This is a genomic window from Stenotrophomonas sp. YJH_SMC_127, assembly GCF_059372445.1.
Map to the genome: position 1 here is coordinate 119,318 of NZ_JCAFVO010000009.1, position 26,506 is coordinate 145,823.

A 26,506-nucleotide genomic window follows, 5' to 3' on the forward strand; every position below is an offset into this window, starting at 1 on the left:
TCGTCGGGCCCCGTTCGTTCAACCGATCTGCACCCAGGCCGGCGCATGGTCACTCGGGCGTTCCCAGGTGCGCGGCTCGCGGTCGATGCCCGAGGCCACCGCACTGTCCTTCAGCGCATCGGAGACCAGGGTCAGGTCGATGCGCAGGCCCAGGTTGCGGCGGAAGCCGGCGGCACGGTAGTCCCACCAGCTGAAGGTACCCGCCTCGTCATTGTGCAGGCGGAAGCCATCGTGCAGGCCCAGCTGCAGCAGCTTGTTCAATGCGCCGCGCTCGGCGGTGGAGGTCAGGATGTGGTTGTCGTTCCACACCGCCGGGTCGTGCACGTCGCGCGCGTCCGGGGCGATGTTGAAGTCGCCCATCACGATCAGCTTCGGGTGGCGCTGCAGTTCTCCGGCGATCCAGGCATGCACCGCTTCCAGCCAGCGCAGCTTGTAGTCGTACTTGTCGGTACCGATGTCCTGGCCGTTGACCACGTACAGGTTGATCACCCGCAGGTCGCCGAAGGTGCCGGCGATGACGCGCTTCTGCTCGTCCTCGAAACCGGGAATGCCGATCTGCACGTCCTGCGCCGGCTCACGCGACAGCAGCGCCACGCCGTTGTAGGTCTTCTGGCCGGCGAACACGCTGCGATAGCCTGCGGCGATCAGCGCCGAATCGGGGAACTTGTGGTCCTCCAGCTTGGTTTCCTGGATGCCGACGATGTCCGGGCCGAACTCCCTGAGCCACTGCTCCAGGTGCGGCAGGCGGACATTGAGCGAATTGACGTTCCACGAGGCGATTTTCATGGGGGCATTCTACCCGGGTGGGCCACCCATGCCCGGTAGTCGCCAACCTTGGTTGGCGCCGAGGCCCCCATGTGCCAACCAAGGCTTGCACCCACCGGTAGTGCCGGCCGCTGGCCGGCAACCCCATGAACCGTCGGCAAGACCCTGCAGTTGCCGGCCAGCGGCCGGCACTACCGAAGCAGCAGCTTCAACAACCCCGCAATCTTCGAATACGGCGGCCGCAGCCGGTCGCTGGCCGCCCAGCGCGACTGCCACAGCACCGGCAGCCGCTTGCTCATCGCATCGAACCCGGCGCGGCCGTGGTACGCGCCCATGCCGCTTGCCCCTACCCCGCCAAACGGCAGGCCATCGGCGGCGAAGTGCAGCAGCGTGTCATTCACCGTCACCCCGCCGGCCACCACCTGGCCGAGGATGCGCTCCACCGCCGCGCGGTCGTGGCTGAAGGGATACAGCGCCAGCGGCCGGTCGCGGGACAGCACGTCGCCCAGCGCCGCCTCCAGATCCGGGTAGGCCCGCACCGGCAGGATCGGCCCGAAGATCTCCTCGCGCATCAGGTCCAGGTCGTCCGGCGGGTCCAGCACCACGGTCGGCACCAGCAGGCGCTCGCGGTCGGCGCGCGCGTCATCCACCTGCGCCAACGGAATCACCGGCACCCCGCGTTGCCGCGCCTGTGCCAGATAGCCCTGCAGGCGCCGGTACTGACCTTCATTGATGATGCGGGTGTAGTCGTCGGCATCGCTGAAGTCGCCATAGCGCTCGCGCACCTGCTGCTGCAGCGCCTGTACGAATTCGCGCTGGCGAACGGTATCGATCAGCACGTAATCCGGCGCGATGCAGGTCTGGCCCGCGTTGAACCACTTGCCGGTGGCCAGCCGCGCAGCGGCTTTGTCCAGCGGGAAATCGCGACAGACAATCGCCGGCGACTTGCCGCCCAGCTCCAGTGTGACCGGTACCAGATGCTCAGCGGCGGCGGCCATCACCTTGCGGCCAACCGCCGTCGAGCCGGTGAACAGCAGATGGTCCAGCGGCAGCGACGACACCGCTGCGGCCACATCCGCCCCGCCCTGCACCACCGCCACCCGATCGGGCGGGAACACGCTGGCCAGCAGATCGGCCAGGAACGCGCTGGTGCGCGGCGTGTGTTCCGAAGGCTTCAGCAGCACATGGTTGCCGGCAGCAATCGCGGTGACCAGCGGCACCAGCGCCAGCGTGACCGGGTAGTTCCACGGTGAGATCACCCCCACCACGCCGAGCGGCGTCGGCCGCAGCTGCGCGCGCGCCGGCCACAGCTTCCATCCCGCCGATGCCCGCTGCGGCTTCGACCAGCGCCGCAGGTGGCGCCGCAGGTGGTCGATGGCCGACAGCACACTCATGCCATCGGCCAGTTTCGATTCAACGTGGGCGCGATGCCCGAAGTCCTCGGCGATGGCCTGGGCCATTTCGTCCAGGCGCGGCTTCAATGCCTCGCGCAGACGGCGCAGGTCGGCTTCGCGCTGGTCGAACGTGGGGCGCTGGGCCTGCCAGGCGCTGCGCAGGGTGTGCAGGAGGGCGGGAAGGTCGGCCGGCGTGGTGGTGGTCATGGGCCGACTATACGGGGTGCTGCGCAACGCAATGGTAGTGCCGGCCGCTGGCCGGCAAGGGCTTCATGTCCGCGGCGATTCAGGAGGTTGCCGGCCAGCGGCCGGCACTACCGGATGCGGGCCGAGTGGGCACGGCCCACAAGCAGAAAGGCCGCGGTCTGCACCGCGGCCTTTCCTTCACTGCATGGAACCCACCGGTTACTTGGTGATATCCACGTTCTTGGTTTCGCGCAGGAACAGGCCGCCGATCACCACCGACATCAGTGCGATCGCGATCGGGTACCACAGGCCGTAGTACAGGTTGCCGGTACCGGCCACCAGCGCGAACGAGATCGCCGGCAGGAAGCCACCGAACCAGCCGTTGCCGATGTGGTACGGCAGCGACATCGAGGTGTAGCGGATGCGGGTCGGGAACAGTTCGACCAGGTAGGCGGCGATCGGGCCATAGACCATGGTCACGTACAGCACCAGCAGCCACAGCATGAAGATGGTGCCGGCGATGTTGATGCGGGCGCCATCGGCCTTGGCCGGGTAGCCGGCGGTGGTCAGGGCGGTCTTCAGTTCCGCACCGAACGCATCGGCCTTGGCCTTGCCTTCTTCCTTGGTCAGGCCGGCGGCCTCATACGAGGTGACGCTGGCGCTGCCCACGTTCACCATCGCCAGCGAACCGGCGGCGGCGGGCTGCACGTCGTACGGCACACCGGCCTTGGTCAGCGCGGCGGTGGCCACGTCGCAGGAGCTGGTGAACTTGCGCAGGCCGACCGGATCGAACTGGAACGAGCAGGTAGCCGGATCGGCCACGACCAGGGCCGGCGAGCTGCTGCGGGCTTCTTCGATGGCCGGATTGGCGAAGTGGGTCAGGCCCTTGAAGATCGGGATGTAGGTGATGGCCGCCAGCAGGCAGCCGGCCAGGATGATCTTCTTGCGACCGATGCGGTCGGACAGCCAGCCGAAGAAGATGAAGAACGGCGTGCCCAGTGCCAGCGCAGCGGCGATCAGCAGGTAGGAGGTGGTGGCATCGACCTTCAGCATGCTGCTGAGGAAGAACAGCGCGTAGAACTGGCCGCCGTACCAGACCACCGCCTGGCCAGCCGCCGCACCGAGCAGGACCAGCAGCATCAGCTTCAGGTTGCCACCCTTCAGGCTGTCGCGGAACGGGGTCTTGGAGCCCTTGCCTTCAGCCTTCATCTGCTGGAACAGCGGCGATTCGCTCAGCTGCAGGCGGATCCATACCGAAATGCCCAGCAGCAGGATCGAGACCAGGAACGGGATGCGCCAGCCCCAGGCTTCGAAGGCCTCGTTGCCCAGCGTCATGCGGCAGGCCAGGATGATCAGCAGCGACAGGAACAGGCCGAGCGTGGCGGTGCACTGGATGAAGCTGGTGTACAGGCCGCGCTTGTCGTCCGGCGCGTGCTCGGCCACGTAGGTGGCGGCACCGCCGTACTCGCCGCCCATCGCCAGGCCCTGGGCCAGGCGCAGGATGATCAGGATCACCGGTGCGGCGAAACCGATCGAGGCGTAGTTGGGCAGCACGCCGACCAGGAAGGTCGAGATGCCCATGATCAGGATGGTGACCAGGAAGGTGTACTTGCGGCCGATGCGGTCGCCGAGGCTGCCGAAGAAGGCCGCGCCGAACGGACGCACGAAGAAGCCGGCAGCGAACGCCAGCAGGGCGAAGATCATGCCCGTGGTTTCATTGACGCCACTGAAGAACTGCTTGGCGATGATGGCCGCGAGCGAGCCGTACAGGAAGAAGTCATACCACTCGAAGACCGTGCCGAGGCTCGAGGCGAAGATGACTTTCTTGTGGCCCTTGGTCAGGGTGCCCGCCGCATGGTGCGGGCCTGGTGCAGTGCTGGACATAAGACGCTTCCCCTCCGAAGCAATCGTTGTGGGTGGGTGCCGACCGTTGGTCGGCACTCAATTCGGTAGGTGCCAACCTTGGTCGGCACCCCATCTCGGTAGGTGCCGGCCGCTGGCCGGCACGCTCTTAGAAGCTGTACTTCGTGGTGAACTGCAACCGGGTGATGTCACCCTTGTTGCCGTTTTCCACTTCGCGACGGCCATACATCAGCTCGGCGCCGATATCGACCTTGGGCAGCGGCGAATAGAAGATGTTGCCGCGGATGCTCTGCACGCTCTTGGTCACCAGCGGGCCAAGGATGCTGTCGTTGTCGTAGTCGCTGCGCGCGTAGATCAGGTTGGTGCGCAGCTTCGGCGAGAACGCATGCCGCCAGCCCACGTAGCCGGCCAGCACGCCGGTCGGGTTGAGCTCGTCGCGGGCCACGTCATAGGCACTGTCGGCAGTGATGCCCAGGCCGATGTAGCGGGCGATGCCTTCGCCACCGGTCAGCTGGTAGTGCAGCGAGTCGCTGTCACCCATCACCCACTTGCCGCCCAGGGTCAGGCCGCCGGCCACCTTGTCGGCCTTCGCGCCGGTGGCCTGGTTGTCCACCTTCAACTGGCGGACGATGCCACCGACACCAAAGGTGCCCCAGTCGCCCTTCCAGCCATAACGCATGGTCAGGTCGGGCAGGCTGCCACGGTCGGAGTTGGCGCTAGCGTTGGTCCAGGCCCCGGTGACCGGGTTGCGGGTACCGGTGAGGGTGGTGGTTTCCGGGTTTTCCAGTGCGACGCTGAAGCCGCCCTGGGTGTAGCGCACCTGGGCCTGGCGCACGAAGATCACGCCGTCGGTGGGGCCGACGAAGTCGACCGCCTCCGGCAGCGCGGCCGCGTCCATGAAGTTGGACCAGGTCTGGCCGGCCATCCAGTTGTTCCAGTACATGTAGGCGTGGCGCAGGGTCACGCCATAGGTATTGGTGGCGGTCTGGTTGCCCAGCGAGTTGCCGAAGAAGTCCATCTCGAAGAACGCACCGGCCTTGTTGCCCGATTCGCTCACGTTGTCGATGCCCAGGTTGAAGCGCGAGAACTTGGCGTGGGCGTTGAAGTCGGTGCCCGAACGCTTGCCGCTGCCGCCGGCGCCTTCCACCGGGGTCTGGCCCGGCAGGTACAGCGAGCGGCCGGTGGCGTCGTCGGCCAACTGGCCATCGCTGGTCTGGGTGGCCAGGAAGTCGGCCTTGATGAAGCCGCCGATCTTGACCGTGGTACCCGGCGCGGCGCCCGGGGTGATGGTGGTGACCTGGATCGGCTGCTTGCCCGCCGGCACCGAGGCGACCGGCTTCTGCCCGGCCTGCACCGTGCGCACTTCGGTCACCGCCTGCTGGGTCTGGCTGATCTGGGTCTGTTGTTGTTGCTGCGAAGACAGCAGCAGCTGGACCTGGCGTTCCAGTTCGGCAACGCGTGCTTCCAGTGCCTTCTCTTTGGCGGTCTCTGCGAACGCCATGCCCGGTGCGACCAGGGCGACCAACAGGCAGGCCGCCAAAGGTGTGCGCACGGCTTTCAACGTACGGTGGCTCATGTTGCCCTCTCTCCCAAGTGGCAAGGTGATGCCGCGCGTGGGGCACGGTCGAGCCGAGACTGCGGGGCGTTCGCGCACAGCGGCTATTGGCCATTGGTCGAACCCGGCCCTGCTGGGCGCTCACTTTCGACCATGGTCTAACCAGGGTGGTGACGCGGCCGGGGGTGGATGGGGCAAACTGAGGGGGATCGGTCGTTGCGATGCTGCGACCGCACATACAAAGTCAACGTGCAAGTGAGGGTGCCATGGCTGATATCTACCCCGTCGATCCGCAGTTCGCCGCCAAGGCACGCATCGACAAGACGTCGTACGAACAGCAGTACCAGGCGTCGGTGACCGACCCGGATGGTTTCTGGGGCAAGGCCGCCGAGCGCCTGCAATGGATGCGCAAGCCGACGAAGATCAAGAACGTCAGCTATGACCTGTCCGACTTCCACATCAAGTGGTTCGAAGATGGCGAGCTCAATGCCAGCGTGAACTGCCTGGATCGCCAGCTGGAAACGCGCGGCGACAAGACCGCCCTGCTGTTCGAGCCGGACGGCCCGGATGCACCGGCCCAGCACGTGACCTATCGCGAGCTGTACGAGCGCACCTGCCGCCTCGGCAACGCGCTGCGCAACCTCGGCGTCAAGAAGGGCGACCGGGTCACCATCTACCTGCCGATGATCGTCGACGCCGCGGTGGCCATGCTGGCCTGTGCGCGCATCGGTGCGATCCACTCGGTGGTGTTCGGTGGCTTCGCGCCGAATTCGATCGCCGACCGCGTCAGCGACTGCCAGAGCAAGCTGATCATCACCGCCGACGAGGGCCTGCGCGGTGGCCGCAGGATTCCGCTGAAGGCCAACGTTGATGCCGCGCTGAAGCTGCCGGGCACGAATACGGTTGAAACCGTGCTGGTGGTGCGCCACACCGGCGGCGCGGTGGACATGCAGGCCCCGCGCGACCGCTGGTTCCACGATGTGGTGGACAGCCAGCCGTCCACCTGCGAACCGGAACGCATGAACGCGGAAGACCCGCTGTTCATCCTCTACACCTCCGGTTCCACCGGCAAGCCCAAGGGCGTGCTGCACACCACCGGCGGTTACCTGCTGTACGCGGCCTACACCCATGAAGCGGTGTTCGACCTGCGCGAAGACGATATCTACTGGTGCACCGCCGATGTCGGCTGGGTCACCGGCCACAGCTACATCGTGTACGGGCCGCTGGCCAACGGCGCGACCTCGCTGATGTTCGAAGGCGTGCCGAACTACCCGGACACCTCGCGTTTCTGGAACGTCATCGACAAGCACAAGGTGACCATCTTCTACACCGCCCCGACCGCGATCCGTGCGCTGATGCGCGAAGGCGAGGAGCCGGTGAAGAAGACCTCGCGCGCGTCGCTGCGCCTGCTCGGCAGCGTCGGCGAGCCGATCAATCCGGAAGCCTGGCGCTGGTACTACGAAGTGGTCGGCGACAGCCGCTGCCCGATCGTCGATACCTGGTGGCAGACCGAGACCGGCGGCATCCTGATCTCGCCGCTGGCCGGCGCGATGGACCTCAAGCCGGGGTCGGCCACCCTGCCCTTCTTCGGCGTGCAGCCGGCGCTGGTCAATGCCGATGGCGAGATCCAGGACGGCCCGACCGAGGGCAACCTGATCATCCGTGATTCCTGGCCGGGCCAGATGCGCACGGTGTACGGCGACCACCAGCGTTTCATCGATACCTATTTCCGCACCTACCCGGGCAGCTACTTCACCGGCGACGGTTGCCGCCGCGACGAGGACGGCTACTACTGGATCACTGGTCGCGTCGACGACGTGATCAACGTGTCCGGCCACCGCATCGGCACCGCCGAAGTGGAAAGCGCGCTGGTCTCGCACCCGAAGGTGGCCGAAGCGGCCGTGGTCGGCTTCCCGCACGACGTGAAGGGCCAGGGCATCTACGCCTACGTGACGCTGGTGGCCGAAGAGGCGCCGAGCGACGAGCTGCAGAAGGAACTGGTCGCCTGGGTGCGCAAGGAGATCGGCCCGATCGCCACGCCGGACCACCTGCAGTGGGCGCCGGGCCTGCCGAAGACCCGCTCGGGCAAGATCATGCGCCGCATCCTGCGCAAGATCGCCGAGAACGCGCCGGACCAGCTCGGCGATACCTCGACCCTGGCCGACCCATCGGTGGTGGCCTCGCTGGTGGACGAGCGCAAGGTGCGCTGACGTACGACCCGGGGTCGGATCCCTTTCCGCAAGGAAAGGGCTCTGACCCCATCTGCTTTCCCCCACGGTTCCCCCCGACCATGACCACCCTCCTGATTGCCGATGACCACCCGCTGTTCCGCGAGGCCCTGCGTGGGGCCGTGCAGCGGGTCATCCCCGGCGTGCAGCTGTTCGAGGCCGACAGCGTGGAAGCGCTGTATGCACTGGCCGACCAGCACAACGACGCCGACCTGGTCCTGATGGACCTCAACATGCCCGGTGCGCAGGGTTTCAACGCGCTGGTGCACATGCGCTCGCTGCACCCGCACCTGCCGGTGGTGGTGGTGTCCGCACGCGAAGAAGCCACGGTGATGCGCCGCGCGCTCGACCACGGCGCGCTGGGCTTCATTCCGAAGTCTGCGGACTCGGACACCATCGGCCACGCACTGGGCACCATCCTCGATGGCGAGACCTGGGCACCGCCGGAAGCGCACAACGTGCCGCCCACCGGCAGCGAAGAACGCGAAGTCGGCCAGCGCCTGCGCGAGCTGACCCCGCAGCAGTTCCGCGTGCTGCAGATGCTGGGCGCCGGCCGCTTGAACAAGCAGATCGCCTACGACCTCAACGTCTCCGAAGCGACGATCAAGGCCCACGTCACCGCCATCCTGCGCAAGCTGGGCGTGACCAACCGCACCCAGGCCGTGCTGATGGCCGGCAAGCTGGCCATCGACGACGACGCCATCGTGCTGCCGCCGGAAGAAGATTGAGGTAGTGCCGGCCGCTGGCCGGCAATCGCCCGGAACGGCGTCGCCGCCGTGCTCGCCGGGCATGGCCCGGCGCCACCTGGGCAACATCGCCGACTCGAACGACGCTTTCGGCCCTGTGGCTGAACCGGCTGTCGTTGCAAACTGCTGCTGCCATTCCACACACCGCCGACAATGAACAATCCGCTCGACACCACAGGGGCTCGGCTACAGCTCCAACCGGAAGAACGGGAGTCCATCCGCAGGTTGATTGCCTTCGTCCGCGAAGGCTGTCCAGACGGCGCTTGTCCTCCCGGTTTTCCTGCTGACCGGATCGACGACTTCAGGCGCGCAGCCCTCGAGTACTTCTCCGATCCGCCAGATCCCATCAATCATTTCCGGATTGATGTCCCCAGCGATGAGTACATCCGTGCTGAGGCCCAGGTCTACGAGCACCCATCGGGTATTCACGTGGAGTTGGATCTATTCGCTGATGGCGAGCGATGCGACTTGACCGCCACTTTCGATCTTGATCGTGAGAGTGCAGCGTTCAGCGGGCCCAGGCTGTACGACATGCACGTGATGTAGCCGGTTGTGGCAGGAGCCATGCCGGCCAGCGGCCGGCACTACCGCATCCCGGGTGGGTGCCAAGCTTGCTTGGCACGCCTTTGCTTCGCCCTGTTATAGCCATCGCTATACAAACCAGCCCTGCCTGCGCGTTTCGCTGGAAACGCGCCACGCGCGAATCGCGGTGCTAAGCTTCGCGTCCCCTTGGGGAGTAGCCGGATTCCTTCGCAGGAATCGTCCACGTCAACATACTCGGCCAGTGCGCCGTGGCGTGGACAACCATGATGGTTGGCGAGACCAGCGGCCCGCGCGCGCAACGTCAGGTTGGGCGCGAGCGCGAGCCGTGCGTCCGTCCTTGCCCGACCTCAGCAGCTGTCCATGTCCCCCATTTCGATCCTCCTGATCGGCTTTGCCATGTCCACCGATGCCTTCGCTGCGGCGATCGGCAAGGGTGCGGCCATGCGCAAGCCGGTGTTCCGCGATGCACTGCGTGCCGGCATCATCTTCGGCGTCATCGAGGCGATCACGCCCATCATCGGCTGGCTGCTCGGTCGCGCCGCCCTGCAGTACGTGGAAGCTTTCGACCACTGGATCGCGTTCGGCCTGCTCGGTGCGCTGGGCATCCACATGATCTACAACGGCCTGCGCCCGGATAGTACCGAGGACGACGAGGACCCCTCGCATCACCACGGCTTCTGGAAGCTGGCGCTGACCGGTTTCGCCACCAGCATCGACGCGATGGCGGTGGGTATCGGCCTGGCCTTCATGGACGTCCATATCGGCGTGATGGCCGCGGTCATTGGCCTGTGCACGCTCTCCATGGTCACCGTCGGCATCATGCTCGGCCGTGTGCTGGGCAGCATGGTCGGCAAGCGTGCCGAGATCATCGGTGGCGTGATCCTGGTGATCATCGGCGCGATGATCCTGTACGAGCACCTGCACGGCGTGGGGTAACGCTTCCGCGATTACGTGGTTGCCGGCCAGCGGCCGGCACTACCTGACGTCACATCCACGCATGGCGTGGATCTACTGCCAGGATGAAGCTCTGGTCGATGCCAGGCTTGCCTGGCATGGTTTTACGTCGTGGTTGCCGGCCAGCGGCCGGCACTACTGCGCATCGCGCAGCGCGCCCAGGAAGGCGCGCAGCGAGGCCGGCTTGATCGGCTTGGTCAGCACGCGGTAGCCGCGTTCGCGTGCCATCCGCTTCAGTTCGTCGCGGCCATCGGCGGTCAACAACGCACCCGGCAGCGGGTAACCGGCGGCTTCACGCAGCGCCACCAGCGCATCCAGGCCGTCCATGCGGTCGTGCAGGTGGTAGTCCACCAGCATCACCTGCGGCCGCTCGGCCACTTTCTCCAGCGCCTGATCCACCGTCGATGCCGTAATCACCTGCACCTGCCAGCGACCGAGCAGCGCGCGCATGCCGTCGAGGATCTCTTCGTCGTTGTCCACGCACAGCACGCGCAGGCCGGCCAGCGAATCGCTGCGCAGCGGCGCGGCTGCGGCCTGTACCGGCGCGGCCAGTTCGGTATAGCCCGGCAGCGGCGCCACCCGCGGCAGGATGATCGAGAACATCGAGCCCTTGCCAACCCGGCTGCGCGCATTGAGGCGATGGTCAAGCAGGCGCGAGATGCGCTGGCAGATCGACAGGCCCAGGCCCAACCCCTGTTCGCCCCAATCGAACGGCTGCTGGTAGCGGTGGAACTCGTCGAAGATCTGCCGCATGTGGTGCTCGGGAATGCCCGGGCCGGTATCCCATACCTGCAGCTCCACTTCGTTGCCACGCTGGCGCACCGCCAGCACGATGCGGCCCTGACGGGTGTAGCGCAGCGCATTGGCCAGGAAGTTCTGCAGCACGCGGCGCAGCAGGCGGCGATCACTGCGCACCCAGGCCGGACGCGTGAACAGGTCCAGGCGCAGGCCACGGCCGGCGGCGACCGGCGTGTACTGCGCGGCCAGTTCGCGCATCAGCGCGCTCACGTCGAACTCGCCGATCACCGGGTGCAGGCCACCGGCATCCAGCCGCGACACGTCCAGCAGGCCATCGAGCAGTTCTTCGGCGGCGCGCAGCGACGCATCCACGCGTTCGGCCAGATGCTTCTGCTCGTCGCTCACATGGTCGCTGTCGCGCAGCGCCGAAGCAAACAGCCGCGCGGCATTCAGCGGCTGCAGCACGTCATGGCTGATCGCCGCCAGGAAGCGGGTCTTCGACTGCTGCGCGACCTCGGCCTCGTGCGAGCGCTCGGCCACGCGCTGTTCCAGCGTCTCGTTGGCTTCCAGCAGTGCCTTCTCCGCGTGCTTGTAGTCGGTGATGTCGTTGTAGCTGGTCACGTAACCGCCGCCGGGCAGCGCCTGGCCGCGCATCTCGATCACCTTGCCGTCGCTGCGGGTGCGCTCGAACACGTGCGGTGAGCCGGCGCGCATGTAGCCGATGCGGCGGTTGATCTGCACTTCGATATCGCCCTCGCCCAGCTCGCCGCGCTCGGCGTTGTAGCGGATCAGGTCGGCCACCGGGCGGCCCACGTAGAGCATGCCGTCGGGGTAGCCGAACATGTCCTGGTAGCGGCGGTTCCATGCGGTCAGGCGCATGTCCGGATCAACCACGCTGACCCCGGCGCTGATGTTCTCCAACGTGGTCGACAGGATCTCGCGGTTGAAGCGCAGCTCCTGCCCCGCTTCGTCCAGCACCGCCACCACTTCGCCCAGGTCCATGCCCGAGCCACGCAGCAGGCTGGTCAGCAGCAGGCGCGCCGATGCCGCGCCGATCGAGGCCGCCAACAGACGCTCGGTGAACTGTACCCACGGCCGGTCCGCAGGCGCCGAGGATTGCAGCTCGCGGCCCAGCGACTGCGCCTGCTCGAAGAACGAACGCCGCGCGTGGCGCTCGCCGACCACGCGCGACGCCAGTGCCAGCAGGTCGCCCACGTGCACGTGGCCGGGCCAGCCGCCGGCCACCGACGGGCGCTCGGCATACGGGTCGAGGAAGGGGGCAGCGCGCAGGCGCTCGTCGACGCCGGGTCGCCAGCGTGCGGACACCAGCATCATCGTCGCCGCATTGACCAGCAGCGACCAGAACGTGCCATGGGTCAGCGGATCCCAGCCGGTCATGCCGAACAGCTGCTGCGGGCGCAGCCACTCGATGCCGAACGGGCCGTGCTGCACCCAGGCGGCATCGACCCAGCCGGCCATGGTCATCGCCGGCAACAGCAGGGTGTACAGCCAGGTGGCGAAGCCGAGCAGCATGCCCACCTCGACGCCGCGCCGGCTGGCACCACGCCAGTACAGGCCGCCGATCAGGCCGGGCGCGAACTGCGCCACCGCTGCGAACGCCATCAGGCCGTACGAGGCCAGCGTGCTGTCGTTGCTGCTGGTGCGGTAGTAGCTGTAGGCCATCAGCGCCAGCAGCAGGATCGCCAGGCGGCGGATCCACAGCACGCGCGAGGCGACGTCGGCGGCCTCCTGATGGTCACCGCTCCGACGCAGCAGCACCGGCATCACCAGGTCGTTGCTGACCATGGTAGCCAGCGCGATGGACGACACGATGACCATGCCGGTGGCCGCCGAAAAGCCGCCCACGTAGGCGATCAGCGCCAGCGCGTTGCGGCCCTCGGCCAGCGGCAGGGCCAGCACCATCGAGTCGTCGGCGACGCTGCCGCCGGTGCCGAACAGGGTCACGCCGGCGGTGGCGATCGGCAGCACCATGCCCGAGATCAGCACCAGGTAGCCGCCGAACATCCAGCGCGCGCGGCGCACGTCGCGCACATCGCCGCACTCGACCACGGCCACGTGGAACTGGCGCGGCAGGCAGATGATGGCCAGGAAACTGAGCAGCGTCTGCGAGATGAAGCCCACCGGCGGCAGGCCGGTGAACAGCGTATGCACCGACTCGACCACCGCGTCGGTGCGGTTGCTCAGCCACAGGTAGGCGAACACGCCCACGGCCAGCATCGCCAGCAGCTTGATCACCGATTCGAAGGCGATGGCCAGCATCATGCCGTGGTGGTGTTCGGTGGCATCGACCTGGCGGGTACCGAACAGGGTGGCGAACAGCGCCATCAGCAGCGCCACGTACAGCGCGGGATCGGTGAAGAAGCCGGTCGGGCCGGTGTTGCCGGTCAGCACCTGCAGGCTCATCGCCACCGCTTTGTACTGCAGCGCCAGGTACGGAATGATGCCGATCAGCGCGATGATCGCCACCAGCGCCGCCAGCCGCCGCGAGCGACCGAAGCGCGAGGAGATGAAGTCGGCGATGGAGACCACGTTCTGGCTGCGCGCGATCAGCGCCAGGCGCTCGATGATGCGCCAGCCGAACAGCAGCAGCAGCAGTGGGCCGATGTAGATGGGCAGATAGCCCACGCCGTTGCGCACGGCGGTGCCGACCGCGCCGTAGAAGGTCCACGACGAGCAGTACACGGCCAGTGCCAGGCTGTAGACCACCGGCCGCAGCCACGGCCGGTCGGGGTACATCGGCCGACGGTCGCCCCACCACGCCACGCCGAACAGCAGCGCGGCATAGGCAACCGAGACCAGCAGCAGGATCCAGCTGGAGACCACGCGTGCGTTTCCGTCAGGACAGGGGTCAGTAGATCACGACCGTTGGTCGTGCGGGTAGGTCACGAGGAAGGACCGCAAGGGTGGGGCATGGCAGTAGGTCACGATCGTTGATCCGTCTGGTGGGTCACGACCGTTGGTCGTGACGGGGACATCCGTGCCCACTAACAGTGGGCACCTACCGGGAATCAATGGGCACCCACCAGGAAGCGGTGGGCGCCTGCCAGGTACCGGCGTTATTGGGCCGGCACGCCCATTTCCTTCAGCAGCTCGGGCGCCGGGTAGACCTTGGCCAGCAGCCAGCGCAGGTAGCGCATGTCCACGTGCACGGCGCGCTTGTAGCGCGGGTCGAACCACCAGCTGGCGCTGACCGACTCCCAGTTGCTGTCGAAGTTCAGGCCGATCAGTTCGCCCCTGGCGTTGAGCACCGGCGAGCCGGAGTTGCCGCCCGTGGTGTCCAGGTTGGTCAGGAAGTTGACCGTCTGGGTCTTCAGTGCCGGATCGGCGGTGCTGCCGAAGTCACCCTTGGCGATGGCGGCCAGCAGCGGCTTGGGTGCATCGAACGGGTAGGCGTTGGTGTTCTTCTCGACGATGCCGGCCACGGTGGTCACCGGCGAGTAGGTCACGCCATCGCGCGGGTGCAGCGCCTCGACCTTGCCGTAGCTGATGCGCAGGGTGCGGTTGGCATCCGGATACACCGCGCGGCCCTGCTTGGCACGCCAGGCGAACAGCGCCTGCATGTACGCCGGGCGCAGGCGCAGCTGCTCGCCTTCGCGGGTCTTGCTCTCGTTCTCGATGCGCAGCTGCGCGGCCACCAGCGGACCGGCCACGCTGATCAGCGGATCGGCGGCCAGTGCCTTGCCTTCGCGTGCGGCGGCAAAGCGCGACAGGCGCTGCGCTTCCTCACCCAGCTGGGTACCGGCATACAGGGTGTCCAGCGCCTTGGCCAGCTGCTGTGGGGTACGACCAAAGGCCGCGTCGAACTCGGCCACGCGCTGCGCGTCCGGCAGCTGCTGGTAGCGGGTCAGCAGGGTGGTCAGCAGGGCCTTCTCGACCTCCGGCGCGTAACGGCGCTGGACCTGCTTGAGCACCCCTTCGATCATCGCCTGGTCGCGCTGCTGGTAGCCGCTCTCGCGCTGCGCGTCCGGCTTGGCCGATTCGATGCGCAGGCGTTCCAGCAGCAGCGCCGAGCGCAGCAGCTGGCTCTGCGCGGCCATCTGCTCCAGCAGCAGGTCACGCTCGCCCACCGCCGCACCCTGCGACAGGTTGGCCAGCAGCGCCTTGATGTCACCCTGGTACCTGCGGTCGGTGGCAGCCAGCATGGCCGTCTCGTCGGCGGCACGCTGGGCCTTCGCATCGCTGCGCAGCAGGCCTTCCAGTTCGCCGGCGGCGCGCTTGCGGTTGTTCTTCAGCGACTGCAGCTGCGAGGCGTAGCGGGTACGCGCCTGCGCGTCCTTGGCGCTGGCGGCCTCGATGGTGTCGATCATCTGCTGGAACACCGATACGCGGCGCGGCAGCACGGTATCGATCTGGCCGGCGAATTCGGCCGCGGTGCGGTGGCGGTAGGTGATGCCCGGGTAACCGGCCAGCATCGCGTAATCGCCTTCCTTCGGGCCTTCCACCGACATCTGCAGGTGTGCCGGCGCCTGGTAGGGCACGTTGTCCTTGCTGTAGGCGGCCGGCTTGCCGTCCTTGCCCACGTAGGCGCGCAGCAGGGTGAAGTCGCCGGTGTGGCGGGGCCACATGAAGTTGTCGATCTCATCGCCGTAGTTGCCGATCGCACGCGGCGGCGCATACACCAGGCGCACGTCGCTCAGTTCCAGCTGGGCAATGCGGTAGAAATCGGTGCCGTAGTACATGTTGGCCACCGAGCAGCGCACGCTGCCGTCCTTCTCGCACTCGGCCACGATCTGCTTGCTGGCTGCATCCACGGCATCGAAGTAGGCACGGCCGGTCTTGCCACGGGCCTGCGCCAGCACCTGGTCGGTCACCTTGTCGAAGCCGACGGTGACCAGCACGCGGAAGTCCGGGTTGGCCGGGCGCTCGTCGGCACGGTCCCTGGCGATGAAGCCACCAGCGATCAGGTCGTGCTCGGGCGAGCTGTTGTACTGGATCACGCCCATCGCCACGTGGTGGTTGGTCAGCAGCAGGCCGTCGGCGGACACGAACGAACCGGTGCCACCACCGGCGCGCACCACGGCGCTCAGCGGCGGCGCGGTGACGTTGGCCAGGTCGGCCGGATTGCCCTTGAAGCCAGCGGCCTGCAGCGGTTGGGCCAGGTCCGGCAGCTGCGTCGGCATCCACATGCCTTCATCGGCGTGGGCGCCGGTGGCGAGGGTCAGGCCCAGGGCCAGGGCGGTGGGAAGGGCTTTGCGTGATGACATGAGGCAATCCGGTACGACAGAACAGCCCGGGACCATAGCCCGTGGGGCGCTGTCGGGCAACGCCCGATAGTCAGGCCTGCGCCGCGCTCCTAGAATTGCCGTTTTCTGCACATCGGACGTTCGCAGATGATCGTCGGCATCGATCTTGGCACCACCCATTCCCTCATCGGCAGGCACACGGCAGCAGGGCCGCAGCTGTTCCCCAATGCCCATGGCGAGCTGTTGACCCCTTCGGTGGTCAGCCTCGTCGATGGTGCCGTACTGGTCGGCCAGCCGGCCCGTGACCGCCTGGTCAGCCATCCGCAGCAGACCGTGGCCCATTTCAAGCGCTGGATGGGCAGCGACCGTGAGACCCGGCTGGGTGAGCGCAGTTTCCGTCCCGAGGAGCTCTCGGCCATGGTGCTGCGCTCGCTGCTGGCCGACGCCGAAGCCGCCCTGGGCCACAAGGTGGAGGAAGCGGTGATCAGCGTGCCGGCCTACTTCTCCGACGCCCAGCGCAAGGCCACCCGGGCCGCCGGCGAACTGGCCGGCATCCGCGTCGAGCGCCTGATCAATGAACCCACGGCCGCTGCGCTGGCCTATGGTCTGCAGGAGCGTGACGGCGAAGGCCGCGTGCTGGTGCTGGACCTGGGCGGCGGCACCTTCGACGTCTCCATCCTGGAACTGTTCGATGGCGTGGTCGAAGTGCATGCCAGCGCCGGCGACAATTTCCTGGGCGGCGAGGATTTCCTGCAGGTACTCGTGCAGGCCTTCCACGCCGACCAGGGCACGTCCGCCAGCGACCTGTCCGCTGCCGAGCAGGCGCAGCTGCTGCGTCGGCTGGAACTGTTCAAGCGCGAACTCAGCCAGAGCGGCACTGCCAGCCTGCAGTTGCCCCTGGCCGGCAGCGAACGCCAGTGGCAGCTGGATGAAGCTCGCTACACCCAGCTCTGCGAGCCACTGCTGCTGCGCATGCGCGCGCCCATCGAGCGCGCGATCCGCGACGCCCGGCTCAAGCCCGAGGCGCTGGACGACATCATCCTGGTCGGCGGTGCGGTACGCATGCCGATGGTCAGCAGGCTTGCGACCCGCATGTTCGGCCGGCTGCCGCTGCGCCATGTCCATCCGGACCAGGCGATTGCCTTGGGTGCCGCCGTTGCAGCGGGATTGAAGGCGCGCGACGAATCGCTGCGCGAAGTCGTGCTGACCGATGTCTGCCCCTACACGCTTGGCACGCAGGTGTCCCGCCAGGATGCTGCCGGTGGCGAGCGCAGCGGCTATTTCCACCCGATCATCCAGCGCAACAGCGTGGTGCCGGTCAGCCGCGAGGATCGCTTCTACCCGCTGCACGAGCGGCAAAGTGCCATCCGCATCGACGTGTTCCAGGGCGAGAGCCCGACGGTGGATCGCAACATCAAGCTCGGTGAGCTGACCGTGCCGCTGACCCATTCTGTCCCGATGCAGGAACGCAGCGTCACCGCCCGCTTCACCTACGACGTGAACGGGCTGCTGCAGGTGGAAGTCACCGAGGATGCCACCGGCAGGCGCCACGAGCTCATCCTGGAACAGAATCCCGGGCTGCTGTCACCCGAAGAGATCCAGCAGCGCCTGCGCGCGCTGGAAGCGCTGAAGATCCACCCGCGTGACGCCCAGCCCAACCTCGCGGTGATCGCCCGCACCGAGCGCCTGTACGAGGAACGCATCCATCACCGTGAACAGTTGCAGTCGTGGCTGAGCAGCTTCCGCCATGTGCTGGAGAGCCAGGATGCCGTTGCCGTCGAGCGTCATCGCCGTCAGCTGGACGAGGCACTCGACGCCCTCGAGCGCGATGCATGAGCTGGGCACTGCACGTCCTGGAGCTGGACCAAACGGCTGACGAGCGCGCGGTCAAGCGCGCCTATGCAAAGCGCCTGCGGGTGACTCGACCCGACGAGGATCCGGTCGCCTTCCAGCACCTGCATGAGGCCTATCAGGCGGCATTGGACTGGGTCCGCCAGGAAGCGCTGGCCGATATCGCGGACGAAGACGAACCGGCGGAGCATGCAACCGACATCGCACCCTGGCCGCCCGACGCAGACGTGGCATGGGCGCCGCCCGAAACGCGTTCGTACTCGCCTCCATGGCCACCTCGCGGCACGCCTGTGCTGCTGCGCACGGCACCAGTGGCGGAACTGGAGGGAGCGGTCCACGTATCGGGCCATGCGCACACGATCCTGCGCATGGCCCATCTGTCTTCCCCTGAAGACTTCGGCCCCTGGCTGGAGGCCACGCCGGTGCTGTGGTCGCTGCGCTACAAGCCATTGGTGGGCGACGCGCTGCTGGATGAACTGGCACGCAGTCACAACAGCGTCAGCGCAGCCAACATGGGTCTGCTGGCACGCTGCTTTGGCTGGGATGATGTACACGACGGCGTGGACCCGGACAGGCTGGCATCGATCCAGTCGCGCGGTCATCGGCGCTGGGCTGCCGAATCCGGCAATGCGGCGGAGCTGTCGGCGCTGCTGGAGGAGGAGGGCAGCCTGCGGCTGGGGAGGGTCACCCTTGCGCGTTGCCTGCGCTACCTGTCGCAGCCATGGCACGCGCGACGATCCCTCTGGCAGGCGCAGCTGCCCGAGCACATCATTGAGGTCAACGCGCTGCTGGATGCGCTGGAACGCGGCGGCCAGGAGCCATTGCCCGCCGCCTGGGATCGGCAGCAGGTGCAGTTCTGGCGCAGCCTTGCCGACGTTTCCCGTCCCAACCGCTGGCGTTGCCAGGTCAATGCGCTGCGGGGCGGCCTGTTGGCTGCCCTGACGCTCGCGATTGCCGGTGGCTCGACTCTCATGAGTCTTGCCCAGCGTGACCTGCGCACCGCCGCCGCGCTCGGCATAGGCGGCGTGCTGCTCGGGGTCCTGCTCGCCCTGGCCGGCGCTCTGTGGGTCCATGTCCGTTGGGCGCTGCGCCAGCTGACGCTGGATCTGCCCCCTTCGCGCTGGGGATGGCTACTGGCGTTGCCAGCGCCGCTGATCGCCCTCGCCAGCCTGATCCTGGTCCATGGCCTGGATCTGCGGCTGGAAGGTACGTTGCTGCTGTTCCCTGGCCTTGCTCTGGCGACGGCACGCTGGATCCGGCGCGAGGATGGCCGGGGATTCCGGCCGCGCAACCTGATTGGACCGGGCATCGGCATGTTCGTCCCCGAAGTGGGCTGCGCCCTGGTCCTGCTGCTATGGACCACCTGGTTCCTGCGTGACAGGTGCCGTCGCCTGTCGATCGACCTGCCTCCACCTGCTTCTGGAAACACCGTGTGAACCGGGCACTGGACGCTCTCGGGCTCGACGCCAGCGCCGACGAAAAGGCGATCAAGCGCGCCTACGCGCAGAGACTGCGCGCGGCACGCCCGGACGAAGACCCGGTGGCATTCCAGGCGCTGCACGAGGCTTACCAGCAGGCCCTGCTGTGGGCACGCAGCCGCACGCAATGGCAGGAGGAAAGCAGTGCAGAAGCGCTGTCGACGCCACCTGCAGACAACAGCCCACCCGGCCCACCGGCGCCGTACGACAGCCATTCGCCGATGGACCACATGCCGGTGCTGCATCATCCATGCACGCCCGACACCGACATGCCGGACGATGTGGTGGAGCCATCATTGAACCTGCCCCGGTTTGCGCGCCTGCTGATCAACACCGCCGGCGACGCCGACCCGGCCAGCTTCGAGCACTGGCTGGCCCATCGCCCGGAGCTGTGGTCATTGGCCGACAGGCCGCGTATCGGTGACGTGGTACTGCAGCAGCTGCTGCACCAGGGCCAGCCGCTGTGCGAGTCCAACTTCGATCTGCTGGGTCGATACTTCTGCTGGGATGAGATCCGGGCTGATATCGATCCCTACCGGGTCCGCGCACGGCGCAACCTGCTGCATCGCCGCTGGCAGCTGCAGCCGCGCAACCACACGGCCCTCACCGCAGCCCTGGACCAACCGCATGACCGGGTGTCCGTAACCGAGGCCCATGCCCGCATGGAACGCTTGACCCGACCGTGGCACTGGCTGCAATCGCTGCTGTCGGCCAGCGTGCCCGGGCGTGCTGGCATCATGCGGCAAACGATGCAGCGTCTGGGAGTGCATGGTGTCCGTGACACGCTGGCGCCACTGGACACGGATCAGGTCGCCTTCTGGATGGCGGTATCCCAACCCGGGCACTTCAATCTCATGAAGATGCAGGTGGCCATTGTCCGCTGCCTGCTGGGCGCTCTCGTCGTGCTGGCCGTTCTGGCGGCGCTGGCATTGCTCGGTGATGCCGCTCGCCCTATCGCGATCAGCACGTCCAGCATGAAACACGTGGCAATCCATGCCTCGGTGGTCATCGTGTCTGGCGTCCTCATGCTGACGCCTTTCGTTGGAGGCACCCCATCGCGGACGGCGTCCGCGCCAGCGCCCGTCGAGCCACCGTCGGCGCTTGATGGGCACGGCATGCTCACGCACGGGCCTCGTCCGCGCAGGCCAGCCCCCTGCTTCGCCGTTGTCAGCCAGACCGATCCCGACACAGAGGGTGGTTGAGGGGCAGCGGGTTACTTCTCCCGCCGCCAGTTGATCGACCCGCGGTTTTCCACGGTGCTCGACTCCACTTCCACGTCGAACCCGCGGCGCAGCAGGTACTTCAGCGTGATCACCGAACCGGCACCGACCAGCGACACGCCGTAGCCGACGTACAGCTTGGGCGAGATGTACTTGCCGACACCGATCACCGAGCCGCCCAGCGCGCGCGACTGGCTCACGCCGGCGTCGTCCAGGCCCAGCTTGGCGCCCAGCTGCGAAGCCAGCAGGCCGCTGCCCGCCGAGAGCGCCGCCGAGGCCGCGTTGACCTGCTGCGCCTGGTCGCTGCTGGCACCGGTCAGGCTGCGTCCCAGCACCAGATAGGCCAGTGCCTCGGACTGCGACATCGCCGGATCGGACCACACGTCCGCGCGCGGCTGCTGCGCACGCCCGGTCACGTCGATGCCGGCGGTGACATCACCGATCCGGCGCTCGGCGCGGATGTTGATGCGCGGGTCGGACACCGCGTTGTAGTTCCAGGTGAGGTTGCCGCGGGTGATGGTCAGGTCCTGCCCATACGCCTTGTAGCGGCCGCTCACTTCCAGGCCGCCATTGGCGGTCATTTCACGGCCGGGCTTGGCCCAGACCTGCATCTTGCCGGTCAGCGCGCCCTTCAGGCCGAACCCGGTCATCTTCACCTTGTCGCCGAGGCTGACCGTCAGGTCCATGTCCAGCGGCGAGGTGCGCGACTCTTCCGGATCGGCCGGGTCCAGCACCACCACGTCTTCGGACACCGAGGTGCCACGGTCCAGGCGCTCCAGGTCGATGTCGGCCTCGGGCACGTGCACGGTGCCACGCAGCTCCATCGCCGCCTTGGCCAACGTGAAGTCGAGGTTGGGGTTGGCGACGATGCGCAGCTCGCTGGTGTTGGACAGCAGCACGTTCTCGCCGTGGATCTTCAGCTGCAGCGGCTGTGCATCACCGAACCACGACAGGCCGCCGTCGACATACAGCGTGCCCTGGCCCGAGTTGGCCTGCGCGGTGATCTTGGCCGAGCCGTCGGGCTGGGCCACGAAGCTGCCCTTGCCCTGGTCGAAGGTCAGGCCCAGCGCGGGGAATTCGCCCTTGAAGTTGCTCAGCTGCGCGTCGCCGCCCAGCGACGGCTGCCCGCGCGTACCGCGCAGGCTGACGTGGCCTTCGATCAGGCCGGTCGGGCGCACGATGTCCGGCGAGAACAGCTCCAGCCAGTACAGCCGCGACATGTTGAGGTAGAGCTCACCGTTCAGCGGTGCGCTGGCTTCCCAGCCGGTCTGCATCTTCGCGTCGACGAAGCCATTGCCCTGGAAGCCCATGCCCAGGTAGCCCTTGATGCTGGCCGGGGTCATGTCGAGCTTCAGCGAGAACTGGTCATAGCGCACCAGCTCGCCGCGGGTGGTATCGCCCACGGTGTTGCGGTTCTCGCCCAGGCGCACGCCGCCTTCCTTCGAGCGCACTTCCACATGGCCTTCCCAGGCCGCGCCGCGCGGGCGGATCTGCGCGTCCAGGCTGACGTCGCCGCGCAGGTAGATGCGGCGGCCGGACTGCGGCGGCAGCCACGGCTGCACCAGCGCCAGCGGCAGCGCGTCACTGCGCAGCACCAGGCCTTCTCGCGGCCAGTTGGCCTGTGCGCACAGCGCGCCGCTGCTGGCGGCGGCCAGGCAGGCTTCGGACAGGATGTAGGTGCTGCCGTTGATCGCGAACGCCGCCGGTGCACGCAGCGACCACGCATCGCCCTTCACCGGTGCGATGCGCAGCGAGGCCAGCTCGCCACGCCACTGCGTCCCCTGCTGGCGCACGCTGCCCTGCAGCTCGATCGCGCCCATCTCATTGCGGGTCTGCGCAGCCAGGCGCAGGTTGGACACACTGCCCTGCGCATCCACGTTCAAGCGCTCCAGCAGCATGCCGGCGTTGACCTGCTGGCCCTGCACCGCCAGCGTGCCGCTGTCGCCGCGCCACGGCAGGTGGCCCTTGATGCTCACGCTCTCGGCGCCGTAGCCCTCCCAGTTGAGATTGTTGCCGACCAGGTCGGCGGTGATGTCCGGCGCATCGCGCGGCCCCTTCACCTGCACCTGGCCGCGCAGGCCGCCGTCGGCGCCCGGCAGCAGGTCACTCAGCTGCAGCGGTTCGAAACGTGCATCGATGTCGAGGCGGTCGCCGACCTTGCCCGACGCGGTCACCCGGCTGCTGCCCAGCGACAGCTTCAGGTCACCCTGGCCCTGCGCGCCCTGCAGCGCGAACTTGCCCTGTGCATCAAGGTTGCGCTGGCGCAGGATGCCCTTCAGCGACGGCAGGTCGACGGTGGCTTCCAGCGTGCCGGCCGTGCCCGGTGCGGCATTGGCCGGCGGCGGCAGCTGACGGCCCTTGGAGGCCAGGTTGCCGGACAGGCGGCCGTTCCAGCCCGGCACGAAATAGCCGGGGTCGAAGTCCTTCAGCGTGGCCTTGGCGTCCCAGTCCAGCTGCGGCGCCCAGGCCACCTGGCCTTCCACCTGCAGCTGCCCACCCGGCGTCTGCGCCTGCAGCTGGTGGATCGACGCGGCCTGGTCATTGCCGCGTACGTCGAACTGCAGCTGCGCCTTCTGCGCCTCGCGTTCGATCTCGGCACGGCCGATCGCCGCCCAGGCCTTCAGGGTACCGGCCAGGCCGAAGCGTGCTTCCTTCAGGGTGACCGGCACCGGTGCGCTGCCAGCCGTGTTCGGGTCGGGTGCCGGCACGTAGGTCAGATCGCGTGCGACCACCGAGAAATTGAGTTTCTGCTGATCGTCCTGGCTGAAGTCGGCGGTGCCTTCCAGCCGCGCTTCGCCACCGAGGCCCTTCACCAGCAGCGGTGAGACCTTCAGCACCTGGTCCTGCAGCGACACCACCGACGGTGCCAGTTCCAGCTCCTGGTCGCCCTGCTTCACCCTGCCGCGCAGGTTGGCATTGCCGCCCTTGCCGGCGGCGGTGAAGTCCAGCGACAACGGCGCAATCGCCGAGCTCGCCAATGCTGGCGACAACAGCGCCAGATCCAGCTCGTCGCTGCGGATGCTGGCGCTCCAGCTCGGGTCGGTGCGGCCATCGAACACCAGCATCGCGTGCAGCGGCTTCGGCGCGCGCCCGGCTACGGCCACTTCCATGTGCGACAGGTCGCCACGTGCGACCAGGCCCACCGTAGCGGCGGTGCGCCCACGCGGTGCTGGCAGCACCGCCGTCACCGTCACATCGGTGTCGTAGTCCTCGGCCGGAATGTAACGGCCCTGGGCGGTGAAGTTGCCCATGTCGCTGTCCACCACCAGCTTGTGCGCCTGGAACTCGCCATTGGCGATCTCGATGCCGCCGCGCACCCGGCTGATGTCGATCACCGGTTCGTTGGCCTGGCTGATGCGGAAGCCGTCGATGGCGATGGCATCGGCCTGGATCGCCAGCGGCATCTCGATCTGCGGCAGCGAATCCGGCCACGATGGCAGCTTGAACGGCTCGTCACTCTTGGCCAGGTTCAACGTCGCGTTGGTCAGCTCCAGCTTGTCCAGCAGCAGCTTGCGGCCCAGCAGCGGGCGCAGGTCCGGCTCCAGGTGCGCACGCTCGGCGTGGAAGTGGATGTCGTCGTAGCGGAAATCGACGTTGTACAGGGTCAGCGGACCGGCCACCGGGCCGTCCACCTTGTCCCAGGTGAAGCTGGCGCCCACCGGCAGTCGCGCCACCACCTGGGCCAGCAGCACATCGCGGCCGGCCACGGTCTGCAGCAGCCAGTACACCGCCAGCAACGCCAGCAGCACCAGGCCGATCACGCCCACGCCGGACCACGCCCAGAAGCGGCGGCGGCGGTAGAAACGCACGCGCGGCGGCGGCGTGTTCGGGGTGGGTGCGGGCGTGCTCACAGGTCCGCTCCGATGTTGAGGTAAAGCTGGAACTGTGAATCCGGGTTGTTCAGGCCATGCGCGATATCCACCCGCACCGGGCCCACCGGCGATTTCCAGCGCACGCCGAAGCCGACGCCGGTGTGCAGGTCAATGGTGTTGTCGAATGCGCTGCCGGTATCGACGAACACCGCCGCGCCCCACGGGCCGCCATTGAAGTAGTGCTCGTACTCGGCCGAGCCGATCACCAGGTTCTTGGCGCCCAGCGCGTATTTGTCGGGTTTGGGCGTGCGCGGACCAACTTCGCGGTAGGCGTAGCCGCGGATGCTGCGATCACCGCCGGCGAAGTAGCGCAGGCTCGGTGGCATCGCCACCAGGTCGCTGGTCCAGGTGGTGCCGCCTTCACCGCGCAGGATCAGGCGGTTGCTTTCACCCACCGGGATGTACCAGCGCAGCACGGCGTTGGCCTGCACGAAGCTGGTATCCGAGCCGGCGCCTTCCACGCCGGCACGCACCGTCGCCGCGCCGCTGACACCCTTGCGCGGGAACATCTCGTCGTCGACGTTGACGTAGTCGGCAACCATCTGCGGGTACACCAACGTCGAGGTGTTGTAGACGGCATCGGTGAATTCGGTGCCGGACGCGTAGCGCCAGCGCTCGCGCAGTGCGTTGATCGAGGCGATCGCGGTCCAGTGCTCGTTGATCTCGCCGCTGCGGCTGGCGATCAGCTTGAAGTTGCGCAGGTCGATGTAATCGGTCTGCTCGTCATACGCACTGGCGGCGAAGGTGTACCAGCCGTCAAGCCAGTTGAAGGCCGGAATGCGGTAACTGGTGACCAGGCTCTTGCGCTTCTGCGCATAGTCCAGCTGCGTGTTCATCTTGTGGCCGCGGTTGTTCAGGAAGCGCCGCTCGATGCCACCGCGCACACCCGGGCCGCTCTCGCTGCCGTAGCTCAGGCCGGCGGTATAGATGGTGCGCTTGGCGCGCGTCAGCTTCACGTCCACCGGCACTTCGCCGTTCTCGTCGGCCTGGTCCGGGCGCGGCTGGATGTCGATCACGCTGAAGTAGTCCAGCTTGGTCAGCGACTCGCGCAGCCGGTCCAGCTTGCCCTCGTGGTAGTAGCTGCCCTGGTCCCAGTAGACCAGTGGATCGAACAGCTTGTCGACGAAGTAGTCCTGCTGGAAGCGCACCGGGCCCATGTTGTAGCGGCGGCCGCTGTCCCAGGTCAGGTCGATGTCGGCGGCGTTGTCGGCGCGGGTGATCTGCACCTGGCGCTGGGTGTAGTCGGCGTCGAAGTAGCCGCGCTCGGCCAGGCGCCGGGTGATGGTGATCTTGCTGGCTTCGTACTGGGTGTGCTCGAAGCGCTGGCCCTTGCGCGGCTTGAACGCGGCCAGGTCATCCTGCAGGTACTGGTCGTACATCGCCGGGCCGGTGATGTCGATGTGCTCGCGGCGCACGGTCACCGGGGTGCCCTTGTCGACATGGATCAGCACACGCACGTGTTCGTCCTCGCGCGGTGCCTCGACCTTGATCACCGGGTTGTAGTACCCGAACGGTTCCAGTGCCTGGCGGGTCTGCCGCTCGGCCTGCGACAGCAGGTACTCCAGGCGTGATTCGCCCTGTTCCTTGCCGATCGTGTCGTACAGCGACAGCGATTCCTGGATGTTCTCGATGATTGCGGCGTCGTCGCCCTTGTCCAATCCCTTGATGTCCACCTTGTCGATGGTGCCGCGCGCGTGGGCCACGGAAGTGGCGGCCAACGACAGGACCATCAGCGGCAGGGCGTATTTCTTTGGCTGCATGCGGGACAGCATACCGACCGAAGGTGACGATGCGAAATGCATCACGTCATTCGGGATCGGTTGTTAAGTGGCGGTCAAAATACGCACCTTTGTGGCGATCATCGTGAATGCAGGCGAGGATGCCGGCATCGTGCGCGATGCCGGCAATG

Annotated in this window: 15 protein-coding genes and 1 riboswitch; of the genes, 7 read left to right on the forward strand and 8 right to left on the reverse strand. The window is 67.3% G+C overall.

Annotated elements, in window-relative coordinates; all coding sequences use genetic code 11:
* Positions 1 to 18: 18 nt before the first annotated feature.
* From xth to AC5QAB_RS17860, 4 genes are all read right to left on the reverse strand, one after another.
* Positions 19 to 786, reverse strand: a complete 768-nt coding sequence (xth, locus tag AC5QAB_RS17845) for an exodeoxyribonuclease III (protein WP_164167328.1) — start codon at positions 784 to 786, stop codon at positions 19 to 21.
* Between the two features lie 170 nt (positions 787 to 956).
* Positions 957 to 2,366: an aldehyde dehydrogenase family protein gene (locus tag AC5QAB_RS17850; protein ID WP_197561333.1), complete on the reverse strand. Its 1,410-nt coding sequence runs from the start codon at positions 2,364 to 2,366 to the stop codon at positions 957 to 959.
* A 198-nt stretch (positions 2,367 to 2,564) separates the two neighbouring features.
* Entirely contained in the window at positions 2,565 to 4,229 is a 1,665-nt protein-coding gene (locus AC5QAB_RS17855; protein WP_014648890.1) for an MFS transporter, read from the reverse strand.
* A gap of 127 nt (positions 4,230 to 4,356) precedes the next feature.
* On the reverse strand, positions 4,357 to 5,784 hold the full coding sequence (locus AC5QAB_RS17860; RefSeq protein WP_032957835.1) for a DcaP family trimeric outer membrane transporter: 1,428 nt from the start codon (positions 5,782 to 5,784) through the stop codon (positions 4,357 to 4,359).
* Positions 5,785 to 6,029: 245 nt separating this feature from the next.
* Here AC5QAB_RS17860 and acs point away from each other — a divergent pair, with 245 nt between their 5' ends.
* From acs to AC5QAB_RS17880, 4 genes are all read left to right on the forward strand, one after another.
* Complete coding sequence (gene acs / locus AC5QAB_RS17865; protein ID WP_049407658.1) at positions 6,030 to 7,973, forward strand: acetate--CoA ligase; 1,944 nt, start codon at positions 6,030 to 6,032, stop codon at positions 7,971 to 7,973.
* 80 nt (positions 7,974 to 8,053) lie between these two features.
* A complete protein-coding gene (locus AC5QAB_RS17870; RefSeq protein ID WP_006477308.1) occupies positions 8,054 to 8,719 on the forward strand; it encodes a response regulator transcription factor in 666 nt (221 codons plus the stop codon).
* Positions 8,720 to 8,890: 171 nt separating this feature from the next.
* On the forward strand, positions 8,891 to 9,283 hold the full coding sequence (locus tag AC5QAB_RS17875; RefSeq protein ID WP_197561334.1) for a hypothetical protein: 393 nt from the start codon (positions 8,891 to 8,893) through the stop codon (positions 9,281 to 9,283).
* 179 nt (positions 9,284 to 9,462) lie between these two features.
* Positions 9,463 to 9,552: riboswitch (yybP-ykoY riboswitch) on the forward strand.
* 88 nt (positions 9,553 to 9,640) lie between these two features.
* Positions 9,641 to 10,216, forward strand: coding sequence for a manganese efflux pump MntP (locus tag AC5QAB_RS17880; RefSeq protein WP_049407655.1), 576 nt, complete (start codon positions 9,641 to 9,643; stop codon positions 10,214 to 10,216).
* A gap of 153 nt (positions 10,217 to 10,369) precedes the next feature.
* Here the strand turns inward: AC5QAB_RS17880 and AC5QAB_RS17885 are convergent, their stop codons facing one another.
* Together AC5QAB_RS17885 and AC5QAB_RS17890 are read right to left on the reverse strand one after the other, a co-directional pair.
* Entirely contained in the window at positions 10,370 to 13,816 is a 3,447-nt protein-coding gene (locus AC5QAB_RS17885) for a hybrid sensor histidine kinase/response regulator (RefSeq protein ID WP_049407653.1), read from the reverse strand.
* 233 nt (positions 13,817 to 14,049) lie between these two features.
* Entirely contained in the window at positions 14,050 to 16,197 is a 2,148-nt protein-coding gene (locus AC5QAB_RS17890; protein WP_197561335.1) for a S46 family peptidase, read from the reverse strand.
* 126 nt (positions 16,198 to 16,323) lie between these two features.
* Here AC5QAB_RS17890 and AC5QAB_RS17895 point away from each other — a divergent pair, with 126 nt between their 5' ends.
* From AC5QAB_RS17895 to AC5QAB_RS17905, 3 genes are all read left to right on the forward strand, one after another.
* The gene (locus AC5QAB_RS17895) at positions 16,324 to 18,012 is read left to right on the forward strand and encodes a molecular chaperone HscC (protein ID WP_032957843.1); all 1,689 of its coding nucleotides are present in this window, start codon (positions 16,324 to 16,326) and stop codon (positions 18,010 to 18,012) included.
* A gap of 305 nt (positions 18,013 to 18,317) precedes the next feature.
* Entirely contained in the window at positions 18,318 to 19,463 is a 1,146-nt protein-coding gene (locus tag AC5QAB_RS17900) for a heat-shock protein (RefSeq protein WP_495233530.1), read from the forward strand.
* Positions 19,460 to 20,707 (forward strand): J domain-containing protein, encoded by a 1,248-nt coding sequence (locus AC5QAB_RS17905; RefSeq protein WP_495233531.1) that lies wholly within the window; start codon positions 19,460 to 19,462, stop codon positions 20,705 to 20,707. The genes AC5QAB_RS17900 and AC5QAB_RS17905 overlap by 4 nt, the downstream gene beginning before the upstream one ends.
* Before the next feature lie 11 nt (positions 20,708 to 20,718).
* Here the strand turns inward: AC5QAB_RS17905 and AC5QAB_RS17910 are convergent, their stop codons facing one another.
* Both AC5QAB_RS17910 and AC5QAB_RS17915 read right to left on the reverse strand, forming a co-directional pair.
* A complete protein-coding gene (locus AC5QAB_RS17910; RefSeq protein WP_197561337.1) occupies positions 20,719 to 24,576 on the reverse strand; it encodes a translocation/assembly module TamB domain-containing protein in 3,858 nt (1,285 codons plus the stop codon).
* Positions 24,573 to 26,369, reverse strand: coding sequence for an autotransporter assembly complex protein TamA (locus AC5QAB_RS17915; protein WP_164232652.1), 1,797 nt, complete (start codon positions 26,367 to 26,369; stop codon positions 24,573 to 24,575). The genes AC5QAB_RS17910 and AC5QAB_RS17915 overlap by 4 nt, the downstream gene beginning before the upstream one ends.
* Between the last annotated feature and the right edge of the window lie 137 nt (positions 26,370 to 26,506).